The 22,036-nt window shown below is 49.7% G+C and carries 19 protein-coding genes; 2 read left to right on the forward strand and 17 right to left on the reverse strand.

What is annotated here, in order from left to right; all coding sequences use genetic code 11:
* Positions 1–31: 31 nt before the first annotated feature.
* Both ACFODX_RS04245 and ACFODX_RS04250 read left to right on the forward strand, forming a co-directional pair.
* Positions 32–976 carry a LysR family transcriptional regulator gene (locus ACFODX_RS04245; protein WP_378116390.1) on the forward strand — a complete coding sequence of 315 codons (945 nt, stop codon included), beginning with the start codon at positions 32–34 and terminating at the stop codon, positions 974–976.
* A 129-nt stretch (positions 977–1,105) separates the two neighbouring features.
* Positions 1,106–2,359 (forward strand): multidrug effflux MFS transporter, encoded by a 1,254-nt coding sequence (locus ACFODX_RS04250; protein ID WP_378116392.1) that lies wholly within the window; start codon positions 1,106–1,108, stop codon positions 2,357–2,359.
* 12 nt (positions 2,360–2,371) lie between these two features.
* Here ACFODX_RS04250 and chrA read toward each other — a convergent pair whose 3' ends face one another.
* The 17 genes from chrA to atpE form a co-directional block, all read right to left on the reverse strand.
* Positions 2,372–3,718 carry a chromate efflux transporter gene (gene chrA / locus ACFODX_RS04255; protein ID WP_378116394.1) on the reverse strand — a complete coding sequence of 449 codons (1,347 nt, stop codon included), beginning with the start codon at positions 3,716–3,718 and terminating at the stop codon, positions 2,372–2,374.
* Between the two features lie 48 nt (positions 3,719–3,766).
* Positions 3,767–4,540, reverse strand: a complete 774-nt coding sequence (locus ACFODX_RS04260) for a TSUP family transporter (RefSeq protein ID WP_378116396.1) — start codon at positions 4,538–4,540, stop codon at positions 3,767–3,769.
* Between the two features lie 116 nt (positions 4,541–4,656).
* Complete coding sequence (locus ACFODX_RS04265; RefSeq protein WP_378116398.1) at positions 4,657–6,642, reverse strand: glycoside hydrolase family 11 protein; 1,986 nt, start codon at positions 6,640–6,642, stop codon at positions 4,657–4,659.
* Positions 6,643–7,004: 362 nt separating this feature from the next.
* Positions 7,005–7,853: a GGDEF domain-containing protein gene (locus ACFODX_RS04270; RefSeq protein ID WP_378116400.1), complete on the reverse strand. Its 849-nt coding sequence runs from the start codon at positions 7,851–7,853 to the stop codon at positions 7,005–7,007.
* An 82-nt stretch (positions 7,854–7,935) separates the two neighbouring features.
* Complete coding sequence (locus ACFODX_RS04275; protein ID WP_378116402.1) at positions 7,936–9,135, reverse strand: ImmA/IrrE family metallo-endopeptidase; 1,200 nt, start codon at positions 9,133–9,135, stop codon at positions 7,936–7,938.
* Between the two features lie 9 nt (positions 9,136–9,144).
* Positions 9,145–9,429 (reverse strand): type II toxin-antitoxin system HigB family toxin, encoded by a 285-nt coding sequence (locus ACFODX_RS04280; RefSeq protein WP_378116404.1) that lies wholly within the window; start codon positions 9,427–9,429, stop codon positions 9,145–9,147.
* 71 nt (positions 9,430–9,500) lie between these two features.
* On the reverse strand, positions 9,501–11,333 hold the full coding sequence (glmS, locus tag ACFODX_RS04285) for a glutamine--fructose-6-phosphate transaminase (isomerizing) (protein WP_378116406.1): 1,833 nt from the start codon (positions 11,331–11,333) through the stop codon (positions 9,501–9,503).
* 156 nt (positions 11,334–11,489) lie between these two features.
* Entirely contained in the window at positions 11,490–12,251 is a 762-nt protein-coding gene (locus ACFODX_RS04290; protein WP_378116408.1) for a DeoR/GlpR family DNA-binding transcription regulator, read from the reverse strand.
* Positions 12,252–12,437: 186 nt separating this feature from the next.
* Positions 12,438–14,495 (reverse strand): glycoside hydrolase family 9 protein, encoded by a 2,058-nt coding sequence (locus ACFODX_RS04295; RefSeq protein WP_378116410.1) that lies wholly within the window; start codon positions 14,493–14,495, stop codon positions 12,438–12,440.
* A gap of 234 nt (positions 14,496–14,729) precedes the next feature.
* Positions 14,730–16,088 (reverse strand): bifunctional UDP-N-acetylglucosamine diphosphorylase/glucosamine-1-phosphate N-acetyltransferase GlmU, encoded by a 1,359-nt coding sequence (gene glmU / locus ACFODX_RS04300; protein WP_378116412.1) that lies wholly within the window; start codon positions 16,086–16,088, stop codon positions 14,730–14,732.
* Positions 16,089–16,196: 108 nt separating this feature from the next.
* Positions 16,197–16,622, reverse strand: a complete 426-nt coding sequence (locus ACFODX_RS04305; RefSeq protein ID WP_324257277.1) for a F0F1 ATP synthase subunit epsilon — start codon at positions 16,620–16,622, stop codon at positions 16,197–16,199.
* 79 nt (positions 16,623–16,701) lie between these two features.
* The gene (atpD, locus tag ACFODX_RS04310; protein WP_378116415.1) at positions 16,702–18,081 is read right to left on the reverse strand and encodes a F0F1 ATP synthase subunit beta; all 1,380 of its coding nucleotides are present in this window, start codon (positions 18,079–18,081) and stop codon (positions 16,702–16,704) included.
* Between the two features lie 114 nt (positions 18,082–18,195).
* Positions 18,196–19,059 (reverse strand): F0F1 ATP synthase subunit gamma, encoded by an 864-nt coding sequence (gene atpG / locus ACFODX_RS04315; RefSeq protein WP_378116417.1) that lies wholly within the window; start codon positions 19,057–19,059, stop codon positions 18,196–18,198.
* A gap of 73 nt (positions 19,060–19,132) precedes the next feature.
* Entirely contained in the window at positions 19,133–20,677 is a 1,545-nt protein-coding gene (gene atpA / locus ACFODX_RS04320; RefSeq protein ID WP_324257280.1) for a F0F1 ATP synthase subunit alpha, read from the reverse strand.
* Between the two features lie 23 nt (positions 20,678–20,700).
* Positions 20,701–21,237, reverse strand: a complete 537-nt coding sequence (locus ACFODX_RS04325) for a F0F1 ATP synthase subunit delta (protein ID WP_378116420.1) — start codon at positions 21,235–21,237, stop codon at positions 20,701–20,703.
* 11 nt (positions 21,238–21,248) lie between these two features.
* Positions 21,249–21,719, reverse strand: a complete 471-nt coding sequence (locus ACFODX_RS04330) for a F0F1 ATP synthase subunit B (RefSeq protein WP_378116422.1) — start codon at positions 21,717–21,719, stop codon at positions 21,249–21,251.
* Positions 21,720–21,767: 48 nt separating this feature from the next.
* Positions 21,768–22,004, reverse strand: coding sequence for a F0F1 ATP synthase subunit C (atpE, locus tag ACFODX_RS04335; RefSeq protein ID WP_007639073.1), 237 nt, complete (start codon positions 22,002–22,004; stop codon positions 21,768–21,770).
* Positions 22,005–22,036 lie beyond the last annotated feature (32 nt).

Genomic DNA, 22,036 nt, shown 5'->3' on the forward strand with positions numbered 1-22,036 from the left:
CAGAAATACTGATAGATAGGGTAGCTAGACCATGAACAGGGCATTTAACTCAGAAACCATCAGCCTATTTTTGGCGGTGTTGGATAGTGGTTCTTTTTCGGCGGCGGCGCGCCAGTTGGGGCGGGTGCCCTCGGCGGTGAGTATGGCCATGGCGAATTTGGAGGCTGAACTGGCGCTGGAATTATTTGACCGGCGCGGGCGCGAGCCTAAACCCACGGCCGTGGCGCTGGCACTGGAGCCGCAGGCGCGTTTGTTGATCAGCCAGTTACAGCAGTTAAACACCCAGGCACTGGCGCTAAGCATGGGGCTGGAGGCGCGGCTGACGCTGGTGATAGCACCGGAGTTGCAAAGCACCGCCTGGGTCGCGCCACTGGGCATATTGGCGCAGGAATACCCGCAGCTGGAGGTAAAAATCATCACCGCCCCGCAAACGGATGCGCTGGCTTTATTGCACCAGGGGCAGGCGCAGCTGGCGCTGGTATTTGAGCGACCGGCGGCCGATGGGCGCGAGAATTTTCAGGAAGTGGGGCAGGAAACCCTGCTGGCGGTCATCGCGCCCCAACACCCGCTGATGAAACCCCTCGGCGATGATCCGGACAATCAGACCCGGCTGGATCACAGCCAGCTGCGGCCCGAGCGACAAATTCTGGTCAGCAGTCGCCACAGCAACGGCGCCAGCGAAGCGGAGCGGCACAACAATTTTCATCTGTTGTCCGATCACCAATGGCGCGTGGACAGCCCCGATTTAGCCCTGCAATTAGTGCTTGCGCAGCAGGGCTGGGCCTGGCTGCCACAAACCCTGGTGCAGCCCTACCTGAATGGCCGTTTGCTGCGCGAACTGCCTTTTGCCAACCTGAGCAACGGCGAAACCCTGTGGATAGATTTGGTCTGGTCGCGCGAGCGGCCGCTGGGTTTGGGCGCCCAGCGCTTTGTGCATTTGATGGCGCAGCAGTACAAACAGAGCCAGGGCCGCTAGGCTGGTTTATCAAGGCTCGCTGCGTTGAACGCACATTCGAACAGCCAACAAGGGTAAGATGTGCAGCCTGCATTCCCGTCATACTTTTCTGATTTATTACCCTCTTTACTTAAGCGATTGATTTACTCCATGAATTCCACCGAAGCTGCTACGCCTTCCCACACCAAAGCCACTAATGCACCCAAACCCACCGGTGAGTTTGTGGTGTTGGTTGCGCTGATGATGTCCATGACCGCGCTTGCGATTGATGCGGTCTTGCCCGCCTTCGATATGATCCGCGCCGACATTGCAATGGCGCACCCCAATCAGGCGCAGTTATTAATCAGTTTGTTGTTTGCGGGTTTAGCGCTGGGGCAATTGGTGAGCGGGCCGCTGTCCGATGCGCTGGGGCGCAAAAAAATTCTCTACACCGGGCTGATTTTATTTTTGCTGGGCACAGTGTTGTGCATTGTCGCGCAGGATTTAACCGCGCTACTGATTGGCCGCTTTGTGCAGGGCTTGGGCGTTTCCGGCCCCTATATTTGTGCGATTTCAATTGTGCGCGATAAATTTGCCGGGCGCCAAATGGCAAAAATTATGTCGGTAGTGATGATGATTTTTATCACCGTGCCCGCACTGGCGCCAAGCATTGGCCAGGGCATTATGCTGCTGGCCGACTGGCGCGCGATTTTTGTGTTCTACCTGATTTTTGCCGCGGCGGTTATCGCATTAATTTTTTTCCGCCTGGAAGAAACCCTGCCTAAAGAAAAACGCATTGCCTTTAGTGTGAAAGGTATTAGCGATGGTTTTAAAATCGTTATCCGCAATCGCCTCACTGCCGGTTACACCCTGGCGATGGGTTTATTTTTTGGCTGCTTTTTAGGTTATATCAATTCATCGCAGCAAATTCTGCAGGAGCTGTACGGCACGGGTAAATTATTTACCCTGTATTTTGGCGGCTTGGCGCTGGTGCTGGGGTTTGCGTCCTTTTTTAATTCGCGTTTTGTGGAGCGCCTCGGTATGCACTTTATTAGCCGCCGCGCGATCTATGTGATTATCGCCAGCTCAGTAGTATTTTTAGGCCTGCAATTATTCGTCGCACCCACACTCTGGATGTTTTTGATTTACGCGAGCATTTTATTTTTTAGTTTTGGTTTGGTGTTTGGCAATTTAAATGCAATTGCTATGGAACCCATGGGGCATGTGGCTGGCATAGCAGCGGCTGTGATTGGCGCAAGCTCGTCGCTTATTTCCATGGGCTTGGGCACTTATATTGGTCAGGCTTACAACCACTCGGTGATGCCAGTGACGCTCGGTTTTATTATTGTGCCGACACTGGGTTTATTCGCCACCCTCTGGGCCGATGGTGGCAGTAAAAAATATTCCGCTAACAACGCAGACTAGTCACACCCTGATTTATAACATCAGGGTGTGTACTAACAGACCTATCAGCGCGCAGGCGCCAATCACTTTCATCACACTGATATTAAACCGAAACAGCGCCACCGCCGCGAGCAGTGCAATCGCGGCGGATAGCCAATCCAACTCGCCGCTAAAACCCTCCGGCCAAATAATGTGGTAGGCAAAAAATAGCGCGAGGTTAACAATCACACCAACAACGGCGGCGGTAATCGCCGTGAGCGGTGCGGTGAATTTTATATTTTGGTGCGTGGTTTCAATTAAGGGCGCGCCGGCAAAAATAAAAATAAACGACGGCAAAAAGGTAAACCAGGTAACAATAACGGCCGCCGCTGCACCCGCGACAAATTGCAACTCGGCACCCAGTGCTTGCTGCACATAAGCGCCCACAAATGCGACAAAGGCCACCACCATAATTAACGGCCCGGGCGTGGTTTCACCCAGCGCTAAACCATCAATCATTTGCGTGGGTGTAAGCCAGGAATAATGGGTCACCGCGCCTTGGTACACATAAGGCAGCACCGCATAGGCACCACCAAAGGTGAGCAGCGCCGCCTTGGTAAAAAACCAGGCCATCTGCGTGAATTGATGTTGCCAACCGTAAACCCACCAGAGCAGCGCCATCGGAATTAACCAGAGCGCTGCACCCACAAGCACAATGCCGGTTAAACGCGACCAGCGAAATAAGGCGTGCGCAGGCGTGGGCGTATGGTCATCAATCAGGGCAGGGCCGTAATTTTTTTGTGCCGCATTGTGACCGGCGGATTGAAATAAATTCGGGCGCCAGCGCCCACCGATATAACCCAAAACTCCGGCGCCGATCACTATGTAGGGGAAAGGAATTTTCAACACAAAAATGGCGATAAACGCCAGCGCCGCAATCGCCCACAACCACTGATTGTTTAATACCCGTTTGCCAATGCGATAGGCCGCCTGAAACACAATCGCGGTCACTGCCGGTTTGATGCCGTAAAAAATCCCTGCCACCCAAGCCACATCGCCATATGCGATATACACCCAGGACAACAAAATCAGTAACAGCAGCGAGGGCAAAATAAATAACAGGCCAGCGACAATACCGCCCCAGGTGCGGTGCATTAACCAGCCCAAATAAGTCGCCAACTGCTGCGCCTCGGGGCCGGGCAGTAACATGCAGTAATTGAGCGCATGCAAAAAACGTTTTTCGCTGATCCAACGGCGCTGCTCCACCAACTCCTGATGCATGATGGCAATTTGCCCCGCCGGCCCACCAAAACTGATAAATCCCAGTTTTAACCAAAACCAAAATGCCGACCAAAAACTGATCGGGGCAGGTAAGCTATTTTTTTCACTCGAATCAGTCATGTTTAATAAACACCGAAAAAATGTTGAAGGAGTTTTATAACCCGAATCTTACCAATAAACCGATACCAAACCCGCACCACTGACTAACAGCAAGGCCGTACCAATCACACGATAAAAAATAACTGGATCGGCACTCACCAATCGCTGGTGAAATTTCAAACCAAAATAATGGCCAATCGCCGTGGCTGGCAATAACCAAAGGTGCGCTTGCAACTGCAAATCCACTTTGGCAATCACAAAAGCCACCATTTTTATACTCACTAAAATAAACCAGAGCACAAACAAGGTGTCGCGCAATTTTTCCCGCGCTACATGCACCATGTACACCGTCATAATCAGCGGCGCACCAATCAATGAAGTGCCACTAATGTAGGCGCCGAGTGAAAGGAAAATGCCATCACTCAGCGGGTGCGAACTTTTAAAAGGTTTATTCAAAATATAAGTGATGGAATAAACCGAAATGATGACAAAAATAATCGCACTCATGATCTGCGCCGGAATGGTTAACAACCCGGCCACCCCAATCAGTTTGGGAATAATCATGATCTTCAGCGATTTTTTCAGATAAACCCAATCCACCGTGGACGGTTTTTTCTCCTCCGCCAAGGCGCGCTTGCGATTGTTCTGCCACACAGTCAGCGTAGAAAAAATCAGTAGGTGCACCGCAATAATCGGCAGATACACCAATGGCCGGTTATCCACCAGGAGCAGCAACGGCAGCGACATCATCGCCCCACCAAAGCCCAACCCGGTGCGCACAAAACCGCTCCACACAAAAATCAGCAGCACCAGAATCAGTTGGGTTTGGGAGAGGTCGGTCATGGAAGGGTGCCCAATGTAGATCGTAAAGTCGGGCATGATAAAGGAGATGTGTCGCTCATAGAAAAAAGGGGCAGAAATTCTGCCCCTATTAACCATTATCGACACGGATTTTTGGTCTAGTTACACACCACTCCACCGCCGCCAACACCCTGACTATTACAAGTGCTGGTGGTGATGCAGCTGCGGTTATTTTCCCAGCCCCAACCGCTGGCGGTGTTGGTGCACAGCGGGTAGCGCGTGCCCCACCAGTTGCACTGGCAGGCGCCGGTGGCAGCGCTGCTGCTGGAAACCACTGGTGTGCTGCTGCGGCTACTGCTGCTGGCCGCAGCGGGAGCACTGCTCGCAGGTGCGGCGGCTGGCGCTACAGCGCGACCGGTTGCCGGGTTAATGCGGCCCGGGCACAAGCCTTTGGCGCGCAGGTTGGCGGCGATCTGGGCGATGGCGGCATTGGTATTGTTGTAGCTGGCATCGTGCATGAGGATCACCTGACCGTTTTGCAGTTGGTTGGCAGCGTTGGCAATCGCCGCCGCGCTGGCGCCGTTCCAATCCTGTGAGTCCACATCCCAGGTGATCACCCGCAAGCCAAGCGCCTGCGCCGCCTGGTTGATGTTGCTATTTACGCCGCCATAGGGCGGACGGAAGAGTGTAGGTTTGGGCGCGCCCGCATTTTGGATCGCCTGATTGGTGCGATTCAGCTCGTCATAAATTTGCTGATAACCCAGGTTGGTCAGTTGTGGATGGGTATAGCTGTGGTTCTGCACTTCACCCACACTCAATAATTGCGCCATCAGCTGGGGGTTGGCCGCCACATAATTGCCCTGCACAAACCAGGTGACGGGTGTGAGGTTGTTTTGTTTGAGCAGGTTGACCAGGGTTGCGGTATTGCTGCCGGGGCCGTCGTCAAAAGTAATTCCTACGTAACCGGCGCAACTGGCGGTGCTGCCCGCGCTGCTGGCGACACTGCTGTTAGTGCCCCCGCCGGTGCTGCCACCGCTGCAGTTGCCGCTGAAACAGTCGTAGGTGAAACCAAAACCAATCGCGCCGTTGCAGTGCATCAACTCGGAATTGCCACCACCGCCGCAGGAGCCGTTGGTATAAAAACCGGTGTTGTAGCTCATATCTTCCGCCTGACGGGTTTCGCCGTTGACGCGGATGTAATCCACCACCACATCGCGGCTGCCGCCGTCATTGTCGAACTGCACCTGTATATCGCCCGCGGCGGTGCCGGAGTAAACCAGATCCTGGAAGCTGGTAGTGAGGTTCCAGCTCGCCACGGTGGTGCCGCCAATGCGCAAATTAATATGCTCACCACCGGCAACACCGCGTGCGCGCACCAGCACACCGCCAGAGTTGGCGACACTGGAACTGCTGCCCGTGGCTGGCGGCGTACTGCTGGCCGCACTGCTGGTATTGCCCGCGGTGCCTTCACTCACGGTGATATCGGAACTGCCGCGACTTTGATAACCCTCGGTCGCGAGTACCATGTAATCGTGATTGCCCAGATTCAGGCCCTTGCTCGCCCAAAAATTAAAATGGTTGGCCGTGGTGATAGTGCCGGAGATTTGCCCAAAGCCTTTTTTGGGGCTGCGCACACTGAAATATTGATAAAAGGTTTGTGTGCCTTCTATGGATGGCTGCTGCACCCGCTGGCAACGGCGCACGTTGTAAGTCGCACCATCACTTTGGAAACTGCCGTAATCGGTGCCGCCGGAACAACTCGCCGGGTTGTAGGAGCCGTAACTTTCAATCACGTAATATTCGATCAGTGGGCTGCGCGTCCAACCGTAGAGTGCCAAATAAGAATTTTGCGAATTATCCACGTTGTAACTACCCGAGTAGTTAACCACTTTGGGGCCACCCGGATTCCAACCTTTACCGCCCACCCAATTATTAGTGCCATTTGTCCACTGCGAGGTATAGCGGCCACCCGCTTGTAAACCCATAGAGGCATCGCCGGAATCCTTCCAAAAGGTGTAATAAAAACCGTTGTGCGTGCCCGTTGCATTGTTGGTCAGGGTTTGTGCCTGGGCAGTGTTTACACCCAATAGTGCGCTGCAGAAAAGCGCCGTCAGGCTGCTTTTACCGATGAGGGGAAATTTCATTATTAAACTCCAGAATAATGCCGCTCAACCAGTACCACTAAAAAAGATCGAGGGCGTTGAGGACCGATCCTGCCAATGTGCGCGCAGGGATTATTTCGGCCGTCATACTGCCTTTTTGTTATTGTTTAGATTGACGAGGTGATTCCGAAGTGAATTTTTATACGACCGCCAGAGGTTATTGTCAAATAAACCTTATGTGAAATGTCGATGTAACGCGATTCAAATTTGTTGCTTGCGAAGCAGGCCTTAAAACAATATTTTTTATTATTTTTTTATCTGCCGATATAAAAAGATATTTATCTATAAAACGTATAACCATAGAAATTAACCCTTACCGGCAGGCTATAAATAGCGCAAAAAACTCAAGCAATATATTCATGCGCAAAACCATTGCGTCCATTAGCCTTAACTTCGTACATCAGCTTATCTGCTTGCTCAATGGTCTTTAAAAAATCAGCCGGCGTGATGCGGTAAGTGACAATTCCCATGCTGAAGGTTGTCTGCCACTGATGCTGCTGCATTTTTTCAATTAATTTTTCTTTCAGGTTAGTAGCGTAAGCCTGCGCTTGTTCCTTATCGACATTTAACAGAATCAAACAAAATTCATCGCCACCCATGCGGCCTAAAACATCGTTTTTCCTGAGGTGCTGGTTCATCACTTGTGCGGCTTCAAATAAAAGGTTATCGCCTACTTTGTGCCCGTAGTTATCATTGATGGATTTAAAACTATCAACATCGATAAAAATAATAGTGATTGGCAACTGCTGACGATGGCCAGTTGAAAACGCAACTTCACCGCTTTCGTAGAATGATCTTCTATTCGGGATTTTAGTTAGGCTGTCTTCCCGCGCTAACTGTGACTCCCTGATCAACAAATGGCGGATATATCGCAGCAGGTAAGTTATATAAGCGAGGATTAACGCATGAATTGTCGAGTTAAATAAAAATGGCAGTGGGTCAATATGACTACCAGCGAGTAAATAGTCGCTCAGAGTCCAGGAGAAAATAGTTAAACAGAAAACAAAACAGCAGAAGAAAACTCCGGTAAACCAGGAGGCAAGGATAATCGGAAGGAGAAAAAACAAATGGAACTCAAACGAAGGGCCGACGATGAAATGCAAATAACCAATAAAAACGATGCTTAACAAAATCAGCGCTTTAATTGAAACGACCACTTTCAAGCTTGGTTTGGATAAAACCCAATTACTCATGTTCACGCACTGGTCACTCCTACAGAGTTAGTTCTTGTACGGTTGAATCTTTGGGCTATTTTTAAGAGTTTTCTCCAAAACTCTATACTATTAATTGCTTAACTTTATCTCGAAATAGGCTACCAAATAACTTATGGTTTCCACTTTCAAAACGGATGCGTCCGGCGATAATGCATGGCGATATGCTAAGTTGTTTTGCGAGTGCTTTAATATCCTTGGGATCTTGTGATTTTAAAGAGTTAAAATCTGCAATGGATATTAATGCTTGCTGCGCTAAAGCATCTGCTTCTTGCTCAATTTTTTCCGCACTATTGAAGTCTAAATCATCAATAAACCAAACGTTTGAGCCATCCATATGCAATGCAATATGTGCTAGTTCATGCATCAAGGTAAACCAAAAGTTGTCTAGCTTGTCATGGCGCAAGGTAAGCGCAATAACTGGATTGCCACCTGCGGTTAAACAAACAGCACCATCAAGATATGTTTTTGGTAGATGCTCCTCAAACACCAGATGAATGCCACTACGGTTCAAATACTCTTTTGCTAGTAGCGGGCCTTTTTCAGACCAAGATAGCTGAACAAGTTTTTTCATCCATGCCAGGTTTACAGTATTTTTCTCGTATCTGACAGGTAACTGCTCCAAATGAGCTTTTTGTAGAATGCGTACTTGCCAAGCCCATATTGCATAAGAGTCTGTTTCTTTTTCATTACTACGCAAGTGTGCACTGGTGCGTAACAATGCTGGACGCAATGAAAAACCTGAACTTACAGATGACAGAAATGCACTGAGATGTTCCGCAGCATACTCCTTTAATTCTTGAAGGCTACCATTGAATCCGTCGAAGTATCCGCGTTCGCGCATTTTGGCAAGAGGAAAAGCGAGCCAATCAATTTCAGGATTTTCAATCGATTTTTGCTGAGACTCACGAATAAGTACCTGAGCTGATATGCCCAAACTTTCGCTCAGTCTACGAATCATATTTAAGCTCAGTGGTCGCTTACCATTAAGCACTTCTGTGACTTTAGAGGCAGAACCTATGTACGGAATTAAGTCTTTGTTCCGTAAACCTTGCTGCTCCATGCGAAACTTGATGGCTTCGATGGGATCAGGCGGGTCTATCGGGTAACGTTCCTCTTCATAACGCTCTATTAGTAATGCCAATACATCAAGCTCATCAGCCTCTGCGCTCCCTTTTACGATTTCCTTATCCATTAATGACATCAAATAAGCCAAAGCCTGTTCATGTTCTTGATCTGTTTTTATAATTTTGATGTGATTCATATATGCCTCCTAAAAACGCTTCTTATCGTACTCTGCATGAGTACCAACCCATTCAACAACTACAAGGCCGTGCTCATATCTAACTTTAATAACGAGCCGATAATTGTTCCCCTTTATATTGAAAATTGCGCGGTTATCCGGTCGAAAATCCACACTGTTGTAACGGTTTTTAATGTCTTGTGGCGTTTTCCAATCCGCATTTTTCGTTTCATCAAACCATGTATCCAGAGCTTTCTTGGAATCCGCATGCTTAATGCTGAAATCTTCTAATTTATCTCTTCCTAAGACCCGCATGAACACCCCTATACCTTTTTGGGAAGTATATATACACTTCCCAAAAAGGGAACAATCTTTACACTTCTAGGTTATTCCACAGTCACCGACTTCGCCAAATTGCGTGGCTGATCCACATCCGTGCCCTTAATAATCGCGACGTAATAACTCAGCAACTGCAGCGGCAGGGTGTAGAGGATGGGTGCTAACCAGGGGTGGATATGCGGCACGTTAATGACACGCATGGTAGCGTCGGATTCAAATTTCGCATCTTCATCGGCAAATACATACAAGATGCCGCCGCGCGCGCGTACTTCTTCCACGTTGGATTTTAATTTCTCCAACAAATCGTTATTGGGCGCTACTACGATGATCGGCATATGCGCGTCGATCAATGCCAGCGGGCCGTGTTTTAATTCGCCCGCCGCGTAGGCCTCTGCATGAATGTAAGAAATTTCTTTCAGCTTCAGCGCACCTTCCATGGCGATGGGGTATTGATCGCCGCGACCTAAAAAGAGTGCGTGATGTTTATCGGCAAACTCTTCGGCCAGTGCTTCAATTTTTGGTGCGAGTGCGAGTGACTCTTCCAATTTCGCCGGCAGATTTTTTAACGCCGCGACCATTTCTTTTTGTTGTTCTGTTGAAAGGCCGTTGTATTTACCAATCGCCAAAACCAACATCGCCAAACCCACCAATTGGGTGGTGAAGGCTTTGGTGGAGGCCACACCAATTTCCGCACCGGCGCGCGTCATAAACGCGAGATCAGACTCGCGCACCAGCGATGAACCCGCCACGTTGCAAATACTCAAGCTGCCCAAATAGCCGAGTTCTTTTGCCAAGCGCAGTGCGGCAAGTGTATCGGCAGTTTCACCGGACTGGCTGATGGTGACAACCATACTGTTGGGTTGCACAAAGGATTTGCGATAGCGGAACTCACTGGCAATTTCCACGTTACAGGAAATTCCGGCGAGGGATTCCAACCAATAGCGCGCTACCATCGCCGAGTGATAACTGGTGCCGCAAGCGACGATTTGAATGTGTTTTACTTTTTTAAATAATTCTGCAGCGCCGTTGCCGAAGGTTTCATCCATTACCGATTCATTACTCAAACGACCTTCGAGTGTATTCATCACTGCGTTAGGCTGTTCGTAAATTTCCTTGAGCATAAAGTGACGGTATTGACCTTTATCGCCGGCGTCGTAACTGGCGGTAGATTCATGAATTTGGCGTTCAACGGCATTGCCATCTTTATCAAAAATCTTGATGCTGGTGCGGGTGATTTCCGCTACATCGCCTTCTTCCAAGAAGATAAAACGGCGAGTAACTGGCAAAAGTGCAAGTTGGTCAGACGCGATAAAATTTTCACCTATGCCCAAACCAATCACCAAAGGTGAACCTGAACGAGCAACCACTAAACGCGATGCATCGTTTTTATCCATCAACACAGTGCCGTAAGCACCGTGCAATTGTTTAACGGTTTTTTGCACCGCCGCTAATAAACTCTCGGCATTGTTTAATTCTTTTTGTACCAAGTGGGCGATCACTTCGGTATCGGTATCCGAGGTAAATACATAACCTTCTTCTTGCAGCAGACTGCGCAGTGAAGCGTGGTTTTCAATAATTCCGTTATGCACTACCGCGATATGTTCTTTGGAAACGTGTGGATGCGCATTGCGCTCACTCGGCTCGCCGTGGGTTGCCCAGCGGGTATGAGCAATACCAGTGCCACCCGGTGTTGGGCTGGCGTGTACGGCATCGGATAATTCTTTGACTTTGCCCAAGCGGCGCACGCGTTGTAATTCGCCGCTGCTATTCACCACTGCCACACCAGCTGAGTCGTATCCGCGATATTCAAGGCGGCGCAATCCTTCCACCAGAATATCCACCACATCGCGTTGCGCTACGGCGCCAACAATTCCACACATAATTTTCTCCTTAGATTCTTTAGCTGTAGTAAAAAGTTTGTAGTCGTAAAAATAATTTTTTACCCCCTCCCTATCCCTCCCGGCTGCGCGCCCCGCTTAAAAGAGGAGGGAATAAAAACTCCTCCCCCCTTACCAAGGGGGAGGTTGGGAGGGGGTCTAACCAATAATCACTTGCACACCTTGTTGTTCGATTTTTTGTTTGTCTTTTGCATCAATGCCATCATCAGTGACGAGGACTTTGATCGCTGACCAGGGCAATTCCAGGTTGTGGATTTTGCGCCCGATTTTGTCCGACTCCGCCATTACAATCACTTCGCGCGCGACTTCGGCCATCACCCGGCTCAAGCTGTAAAGTTCGTTGAATGTTGTCGTGCCGCGCTCCAAATCCAAACCATCGGCACCGATAAAAAATTGGTCGAAGTTGTAGGAACGTAAAATCTGTTCGGCGAGTTGGCCCTGAAAGCCTTCGGATTTTGGGTCCCAGGTGCCGCCGGTCATCAGAATGGTGGGTTCGTTTTCCAGCTCGCGCAGGGCGTTGGCGATGCTGAGGGAGTTGGTCATGACCACCAAGCCTTGCTTGTGCGATAACTCGGGCAATAACGCTGAGGTAGTGGAACTGCCGCTATCTAGGATGATGCGGTTGTGGTCGCGGATCAGCTGCGCGGCGGCTTTGGCAATAGCCTGCTTACGAACCGAAACTTTTTCCACCGGATCACTCATCAACTCCTGCGGCACCGGAACCGCACCACCGTAACGGCGCAGCAGTAACCCATTGGATTCCAGAGCGGCCAGATCCTTACGAATAGTCACTTCCGAGGTAGAAAACTGCTCGGCCAGCGCTTCAACACTGACTTCGCCACTGCTGTTAAGCAGGTCGATAATCGCCCGACGGCGCTGCTGGGTGTTGCGTTTTGTCATCTTACGCTGCCAAAAAAGTTTCGATTTGAAAGATATTTTAGTCTTTCGAAACTTTTAAGCAAGTTTTTGTTTGCTTTTTATCCACAATCCACCCGTTCACGCCAATAAAAAAGCAGCTATCCGCTGGATAGCTGCTTTTTTGGAAAGGCGCCTCTATAAAATAGACGCTTCTGTTTACAGCGCGGGCTAAGGCGCAGGTACAAACTTGGACAACAGACGAATATAAGCGACCTGATAGTCGTTGTGGTTTTCGGTGATCTGCCAGGAATTGAGCGGCCAGCTGGTGTTGAAGTCCAGGTAGGCTTTCATTGCCGGTTGGCCTTTAGGTGGGTTGGGCGCAGCTGATCCGCAACCGGCATTCGGGCTGCCAGAGGTGCAGTTGCCATCCCAATCGTAAGACGGGTTGGGGCCGCCCACTAAAAAGCCGGGCGCTGGACCGTAGGTTGAGCGGCCAACCCTGTCCCAGAGTGGACTGTCATCCGTAAACCAGGAGTGGTAGAACTCGTTGACCGAGCTGTGCACACCCAGGCTGTACATATTGGACAGGTAGACCATCGCCTGTGGGTTAACGCCGTGGATGTAATTCAGGTAGCCCACCGCCGCGTTGCGCACCTCGGTTTGATCGATACCACTGATGTTGTAGTCGATCAGATTGTGGAAGGTTAGCCCCTTGCGGGAAATGGTGCGGTTACTGCCCCAGGTGAAATTGCTGGTGCCTATGTAGGCGCGATAGGGGTCATCGCCGTTTCGCACCGCCGGCCAGTTATTGTTGGCGTTGAACGCGGATTGGTATTGATTTTTCAGGCTGGTAGCGACGGCACCGGTCGCATCGGGCAAGCTGGCGTAATAGAGCCAGGCGGTAACTTCAGGTTCGTTCCATACATCCACCCAACTGGTGGCGTTAGTCGCATTGGCATCCACATGGCTGCGATAAGTAGCGGAACCGGTCGCGGCAAACAGGTAAATCGCGGCGGTGGTTTTCTTGGTGGCGCGGCCGGCGTCATCCACCTCTTGTTGACCAGCGCCCAAACCGGCCGATACACCCTCGTTATTGCGGAAGGTTACATTGGGGTTGGCGACCGCCCAAGCCCAGGCATTTTCTGCGCGGGTTTTCAGGTCGGCAGCGTAGGTATTCAACTCGGGGTTATCCAACCCAGCCAGAATTTTACTGCCGAGAGCAAATGCACCGGCACTGGTGAGGGTTGCCGAAGTGCTCGCTGGGCCGTAATAGCTGGGGCCGGTGGCGCTTGAAGGTGGGCTGGCGTGTTGGTTGGGCGCTTTTTCGTGGGATAACCCAAGAATCGATAGCACCGAGCCATCGCTGTTCTGCATTTTCTTCAGCCAGTCAAAACCCCATTTGATCTCGTCGATGATGTCAGGCACACCGTTGCCGGACTCGGGGATGTTGTAATCGTCCGTCCAGATAGTTGGGTTTTCCGCGTAGGCGTGGAGCAGGGCGACCAGATAATAGGCGTGCCAGTTGGTGTATTTGTTGTAATCGCCGGCGTCATACCAGCCGCCGGATAGGTCTTTTTCGGTCGCGGTGTTATTTTTGTCGCTGAAGAGGCGTGCGTTTTTATCTTGCCCAGCACCTATGTGGCTGGCGCCATCGGTCCAGCCCAACTCTGCAAAGGGTAATTCCTTGGGGAAACCGGCACGTTGGTAAAAGAAACTGCGCATGGCGTGTTTGAGTACGGGTTTGTACACATCCGCACCAATATTGAACCCGGGCGAGCGCACATTCTTTTCCACATCCACCACCGCATAGCGGCCCGGTGTGGTGACGCTGGAGAAATCGAACCACCAGGCTCTATCGCCGGCGGCATCAAAAGTCGCGCCGGATTTCCAACTCACCGCGCTGCCGCTAAACACCACCGCATTGGTATCGAGATTCATCAGCTGGTAAGTCGCACCGGGAGTAAAACTCAACGCAGCGTCATAGCCGGTTTGCGGATCGCGAATCACCGCGACCTTTTTGGCATGGGGCAAGTAACCGAATTGGTCGACCACAATAAAGCTGCTGATAGTCACCGCACCCTGACTTGCTGCACTGGAAGCGGCTAGCGATGAAGCTGCTGCGGATGAAGGCGCTATGGACGAAGCGGCAACCGATGCGGGCGCAACACTGCTGGCGGGTGCAATAGAAGAAGCTGGCTTGGGCGCACTCGAACCGCCACCTCCACCGCCACAGGCAGTTAGAGATCCACTCAAAAGCAGGCCAAGTAAAAGTTTGGACGTTTTCATATATCGCTCACAGTTATTATTGATTTGGAGCGATATTAATCACTTAACCGGTTACATGCATTTGCATATTGAGTAATTTCCAAAACTTTACGCTAGATACTGACAGGGATTCATAGTCGGCTTTGCGAGCAGGTTTTTTCGAATCACACGCGACGCGTTTACAGAAGGTGGAAAAGAAAAAACCGTCATCCCAAAAGAGATGACGGCTTGCGTAGTCAATCGCGCGGGAGATAATTACTTCTTGGTAGGACGCTCCCAACCCTGGATATTGCGCTGTTTACTGCGCGCAATCGCCAGTTCGGCGGCTTCCACATCTTTAGTAATAATTGAGCCAGCGCCTACGGTTGCACCAGCACCGATTTTTACGGGTGCAACCAAAGCCGAGTTGGAACCGATAAACGCGTTATCACCAATCTCGGTTTTAAATTTATTCACACCATCGTAATTACAAGTAATTGTGCCTGCGCCCACATTCACTTTAGTGCCGACTTTAGCATCGCCGATATAACTCAAGTGATTCACTTTACTGCCTTTGGCGATGACCGCTTTTTTGGTCTCAACAAAGTTGCCGATTTTCACGTCGTCGGCCAAATCAGTGCCCGGGCGCAAACGGGCGTAGGGGCCAATATCACAATTGGCTGCCATGACTGCTTCTTCAATATGGCTGAAGGCTTTGATGTGGGTTCCTGCTCCAATCTTGCTATTGATAATCACACAGTTGGGTTCAATAACCACACCATCACCCAACACAACATCGCCTTCAAATACACAGTTCACATCAATCACTACATCGCGACCGGCGGTTAGATTACCGCGAATATCAAAGCGCGATGGATCGAGAAGCGTCACGCCCGCTACCATCAATTCATTGGCTTTTTGTTGTTGATAAAAACGTTCCAGTGCAGCCTGCTGTTGGCGATTATTAATACCTTCCACTTCTTCAACGGCTTTCGGCTGTTCAACATGGATAGCAATACCGTCGGCTTTGGCCATGGCAATAATATCGGTGAGGTAATACTCACCCTGTGCGTTGTTGTTTTTTAATTGCGGTAACCATTTCTGCAGATGCGCGGCTTTCACCGCCATGATGCCGGTATTAATTTCAGCAATTTTTTTCTGCTCATCACTGGCATCCTTGTGTTCAACAATGGCAATGACTGCACCTGAGGCGTCGCGAACGATTCGGCCATAGCCGGTTGGATCTTGCATATTGACGGTGAGCAAACCCATTTGTTTTTCATTCACACCGGCAATCAGTTTTTGCAGGGTTTCTGCGCGGGTCAGCGGCACATCGCCGTAGAGAATTAATACAGTTGCATCATTACGCAGTTGGGGCAGGGCTTGTTGTACTGCGTGACCAGTGCCGAGTTGCTCTGCTTGCAATACAAATTTGACATCCGGCGCCGCCATTTTTTGTTCAACTTTTTCTGCGCCATGCCCGACGATAATCAGGATCTGTTCGCCACCCACTTGGCGCGCCGTGTCCACAACATGTTGTACCAGTGCTTTACCACCAATCGGATGCAACACCTTGGGCAGATCAGAGCGCATACGGGTGCCTTTACCGGCAGCCAGAACCAGAATATCGAGCATAGTGGAATCCTTTTTCTAAATTTACGGTTAGCAGCGCACTAGCGCGGGAAAATTGTAATAAAAAAGGCGACTCGAAAGTCGCCTTTTTTGGGTAAATCCAATCGTCGTTTACTTGCCTGCTTTTCGCTTGATCGCCTGCAAGGTGCGCAACTGAGCAGCAGCTTCTGCCAATTGGGCGGCGGCACGTTGGAAGTCTATCTCTTTTGCTTGCTCAGACAGTTGATGCTGAGCCAGCTGCTGCGCTTCCAGTGCGGCAGCTTCATCCATATCATCGGCACGCAGTGCGGTATCTGCCAGCACGGTCACGTGATAGGGCTGAACCTCAAGGTAGCCACCAGAAACAAAGAACACTTCCTCGGCACCACCTGGTTTGATAAGACGCACGGGGCCTGGATTGATACCAGTCAACAAGGGTGCGTGGCCATAGGCAATACCTATGTCACCCAATGTACCTGTGGCAATTACCATCTCCACAATACCGGAGAAAATTTCACGCTCAGCACTGACGATATCGCATTGAATAGTCATGGCCATACTTGTGTCTCTTCACTTGAATAAAACTGTACTGCAACAGCACAGCAAACAAACCCCGCACACAAGGCGGGGTCAGGATTTATTTAAGTTTGCCGGCTTTTTCTACAGCTTCGTCAATCGAACCAACCATGTAGAAAGCTTGTTCTGGCAGATGGTCATACTCACCTGCTAACAAACCTTTAAAACCACGAATGGTTTCTTTGAGTGGAACATACTTACCTGGTGAACCAGTAAATACTTCAGCAACATGGAAAGGTTGTGACAAGAAGCGCTCGATTTTACGCGCGCGGGATACGGTTTGTTTGTCTTCTTCAGACAATTCGTCCATACCCAAAATCGCGATAATATCTTTCAGCTCTTTGTAACGTTGCAATACGGTTTGTACACCGCGCGCTACGGCGTAGTGATCCTGACCGATGATCATTGGGTCCAACTGACGTGAGGTTGAATCCAGTGGATCGATCGCCGGGTAAATACCTTTTGCAGCAATATCACGGCTCAGTACTACGGTTGAGTCCAAGTGCGCGAAAGTGGTAGCTGGAGACGGGTCAGTCAAGTCGTCCGCTGGTACGTATACCGCTTGTACAGAGGTAATCGAACCGATTTTGGTAGAGGTAATACGCTCTTGCAGAACGCCCATCTCTTCCGCCAGCGTTGGTTGGTAACCTACCGCTGAAGGCATACGACCGAGCAGTGCAGATACTTCGGTACCGGCCAGGGTGTAACGGTAAATGTTGTCAACGAACAACAGAACGTCTTTGCCTTCATCACGGAATTTTTCTGCCATGGTCAAACCGGTCAAGGCTACACGCAGACGGTTGCCTGGCGGCTCGTTCATCTGGCCGTACACCATCGCAACTTTATCGACAACGTTAGAATCTTTCATCTCGTGGTAGAAGTCGTTACCTTCACGAGTACGCTCACCTACACCGGCAAACACTGACAAACCGCTGTGTTCTTTTGCGATGTTGTTGATGAGTTCCATCATGTTTACGGTTTTGCCTACACCGGCGCCACCGAACAGGCCCACTTTACCGCCTTTGGCAAAAGGACAAACCAGGTCGATAACTTTAATACCGGTTTCCAACAGCTCTTCTGAGGCTGCCAGCTCTTCGTATTTCGGCGCAGCGCGGTGAATTTGCATACGCTCTTTTTCACCGATAGGGCCCGCTTCATCAATCGGGTTACCCAATACGTCCATAATACGACCGAGGGTTTCGGTACCTACGGGCACTTTGATTGGCTCGTTGGTATTGGTAACGGTTAAACCGCGACGCAAACCTTCGGAGGAACCAAGAGCAATAGTGCGCACTACGCCGTCGCCTAATTGCTGTTGCACTTCGAGGGTAAGGTTGCCTTCGCTGATAACCAGTGCATCATAAACTTTAGGCACTGCATCGCGTGGGAATTCCACATCGATAACGGCGCCGATAATCTGAACGATACGTCCGCTACTCATTTCCGGTTCCTCTTTGTTCCAGAAATTCCAGATCCCTTTTTAATACAACTCAAGGGGCTGAAGGTTTAAATACAAAAATCGTTAGCCTGTCTACTGGGTATGCTGAAGGGCAGCTTATTGAACAGCTGCCGCACCACCCACAATTTCTGACAGTTCTTGGGTAATCGCTGCTTGACGTGCTTTGTTGTAAATCAGTTTCAAGCTATCAATTAATTCACCAGCGTTGTCGGTTGCGCTTTTCATCGCAATCATCCGCGCCGCTTGTTCACTCGCCGCGTTTTCAACTACTGCTTGATAAACTTGAGATTCAATAAAGCGAACCAGCAACCCTTTCAACAGAAACTCTGCATCTGGCTCGTAGATATAATCCCAGTGATGTTTCAACTTGGTATTTTCTTCAGCAACCAGAGGTAACAACTGACGAACTTTAGGCGACTGGGTCATGGTGTTCACAAAATCGTTACTTACCAAAAACAGCTTGTCGATCTTGCCTTGTTCAAAAGCATCGAGCATTACCTTCACACTACCGATCAAATCGGAAACCGCAGGGGCTTCGCCAATGTCGCGAGAGGAAGCAACCACATTGCCACCGAAACTTCTGAAAAACTGCGCGGCTTTTGCGCCGATCAGACACAGATCTATAGCGACTTTCTGATCATTCCATACTTTCATATCGCGAATGGCTGCTTTAAACAGGTTAGTGTTTAAACCACCACAAAGACCGCGATCACTGGACACCAGAATGTAACCCACGCGTTTAACTTCGCGCTCTTTCATAAACAGGTGTTTGTATTCGGGGTTAGCGTTTGCCAAATGCCCGACTACTTCACGGATGCGACTAGCGTAAGGCTTGCCTAATTGCATACGCTCTTGTGCACGACGCATTTTACTGGCGGCGACCATTTCCATCGCGCTGGTAATTTTCTGCGTGCTTTTGACGCTCGAAATTTGCGTCCGAATTTCTTTAGTGCTTGCCATACTCTCGAACTCAGGTTAACGGCCTAAGACGCTGAGCCATAAAACCGATTGCGTCGGTTTTATGGCCACCAAATTACCAGGTGCGGCTTGCTTTCAGCTTGGTGATCAGCTCTTTGAATTTGCCTTCCAACTCGCCGTTCCAATCACCGGTGGCATCAATATGAGCCATGGTGTCAGCGTATTCAGCGTTAGCAAATGACAAGAGTGCAGCTTCAAAATCAAGCACCTTGCTTACGTCGATATCTTTCAGATGACCTTCGTTAGCGGCATAAAGTACCAACGCCATTTGGCCAACACTCATCGGCGCAAATTGCTTTTGCTTCATCAGCTCAGTTACACGTTGACCGTGTTCCAACTGTGATTTGGTCGCTTCGTCCAAATCAGAAGCAAACTGCGAGAAGGCTGCCAGTTCGCGGTATTGCGCCAATGCGGTACGAATACCACCAGAGAGCTTTTTGACCACTTTAGTTTGCGCAGCACCACCCACACGCGATACCGAAATACCGGCGTTCATTGCAGGGCGAATACCTGAGTTGAACATGGACGATTCAAGGAAGATCTGTCCATCGGTAATAGAAATCACGTTAGTTGGAACGAATGCAGACACGTCACCCGCTTGGGTTTCGATGATTGGCAGTGCGGTCAAAGAACCGGTTTTGCCTGTCACTTCACCCTTGGTAAATTTCTCAACGTAGGCTTCGCTAACACGAGAGGCGCGCTCAAGCAGACGAGAATGCAGATAGAATACGTCGCCAGGGTAGGCCTCACGACCTGGTGGACGGCGCAACAAGAGAGAAATCTGACGGTATGCCCAAGCTTGTTTGGTCAAATCGTCATAGATAATCAGTGCATCTTGGCCGCGATCACGGAAATATTCACCCATGGTACAACCGGCAAATGCTGCCAGGAATTGCATGGAAGCTGGGTCAGAAGCGGTAGCAGCGATCACAATGGTGTGATCCATTGCGCCGTTTTCTTCAAGCTTGCGCACTACGCTTGCAACGGACGAAGCTTTTTGGCCGATGGCAACGTAAATACACTTAATGCCAGAACCTTTTTGGTTGATGATGGCATCAACCGCAATAGCAGTTTTACCAATCTGACGGTCACCAATGATCAGTTCGCGTTGGCCGCGACCGATAGGCACCATAGCATCAATTGCTTTCAAACCAATTTGTACTGGCTGGTCTACTGATTTACGCCAAATTACACCAGGAGCAATTTTTTCAATTGCATCGGTCATTTTGGTGTTCAGTGGGCCTTTACCGTCGATAGGATTACCCAGTGCGTCAACCACGCGACCCAGCAATTCCGGACCAACAGGCACTTCAAGGATACGGCCAGTACACTTACATTTTTGGCCTTCGGCCACACCGCGGTAATCACCGAGAATTACTGCACCAACAGAGTCACGCTCCAGGTTCAGTGCCATCCCGTAAATGCCGCCTTCAAACTCGATCATCTCACCGTACATAACATCGGCGAGACCGTGAATGCGAATAATACCGTCAGTTACGGAAACGACAGTACCTTCGTTTTGAGCTTCTGTTGAAAACTCAAGACCAGCAATACGCTGCTTGATGATTTCACTGATTTCAGAAGGATTCAGTTGCTGCATGCTCTGTTCCTCAACCCCAAAGATTAGGATTTCATTGCTTCGGCGAGTTTAGCCAAGCGCCCACGGACCGAACCGTCTATCACCATGTCGCCGGTGTGGATAACAACACCACCCAGCAGGCTCTTATCAACCGAACCTTGAACACTGACTTTACGATCCAACTTGGCACTCAGTGCTTGAGCCAATTTATTGATCAAGTCAACCGGCAGCTCAAACGCTGCGGTCACCTCAACATCGATGGTTTTTTCTTGCTGGGCTTTCATTTTGGCAAACAGCTCTTTCACAAACGGCAAGAGTGCCAAACGTTTATTGCTCGCAAGGGTATGGATGAAATTCTGTTGATTTTCATCCAATTGATCGCCACAAACTTGTACAAAGATGGAAGCCTTTTGCGCCGCAGAAAGACCAGAAACAGCTAAGGCTTTTTTTACCTGATCCTGTTCTGCAACGGCGGCTGAAACTTCCAGAGCTTCAAACCATGACTGCAATTTGTTGGCAGCTATAGCGTATTCAAATGCTGCTTTGGCGTAAGGCCTAGCCAAGGTGGTTAGTTCAGCCATGTCTACCTCTCTTAAAGCTCTGCAGCGAGTTTATTTACCAACTCGTTGTGAGCGTTTTGATCGATAGAAGATTCAAGAATTTTTTCCGCACCTGCCAGAGCAAGAACAACTACTTTGCTGCGCAATTCTTCTTTTGCACGGGCGGTAGCTTGTTCGATTTCTGCTTGAGCAGAGGCCTTGATACGTTCAGCTTCCAAACGTGCCTTCTCTTTTGCTTCTTCAACAACTTCGATAGCACGTTTGTTAGCTTGATCGATAATAGCGGCGGCTTCTTTCTTGGCAGAAGTCAGCTGCTCAACTACTTTCTTTTTGGCCAGTTCAAGATCTTTTTCGGCTTTATCTGCTGCCTGGAGCCCATCAGCGATACGCTTGGTGCGCTCTGCCATTGCCGCAACAATGGGTGGCCACACATAGCGTTGTGTCAGGTAAATGAAAATGGCAAACGCCACTATCTGACCGATGAAAGTTGCATTAAGGTTCACAGTTGAATGCCTTTGTTAAAGGGATTTAATGTTTATTTCGCGCGGTAATTAAACAACAGCAAACAAAATATACATGCCGATACCAACACCAATCATTGGAACCGCATCCACCAGACCCATAACAACGAAGAATTGGGTACGCAACATTGGCAGCAACTCTGGTTGACGTGCAGCGCCTTCCAGGAACTTACCGCCCAAGAGTGCTACGCCGATTGCAGCGCCGATTGCGCCCAAACCAATTACCAGTGCACCTGCCAAATAAATCAAAGCTGTTGCTTCAGTCACAGTGTTTCTCCTACTTAAGTTGATAAAAATTA

The organism is Cellvibrio fontiphilus (assembly GCF_042646205.1).
Classification (GTDB): Bacteria; Pseudomonadota; Gammaproteobacteria; order Pseudomonadales; family Cellvibrionaceae; genus Cellvibrio; species Cellvibrio fontiphilus_A.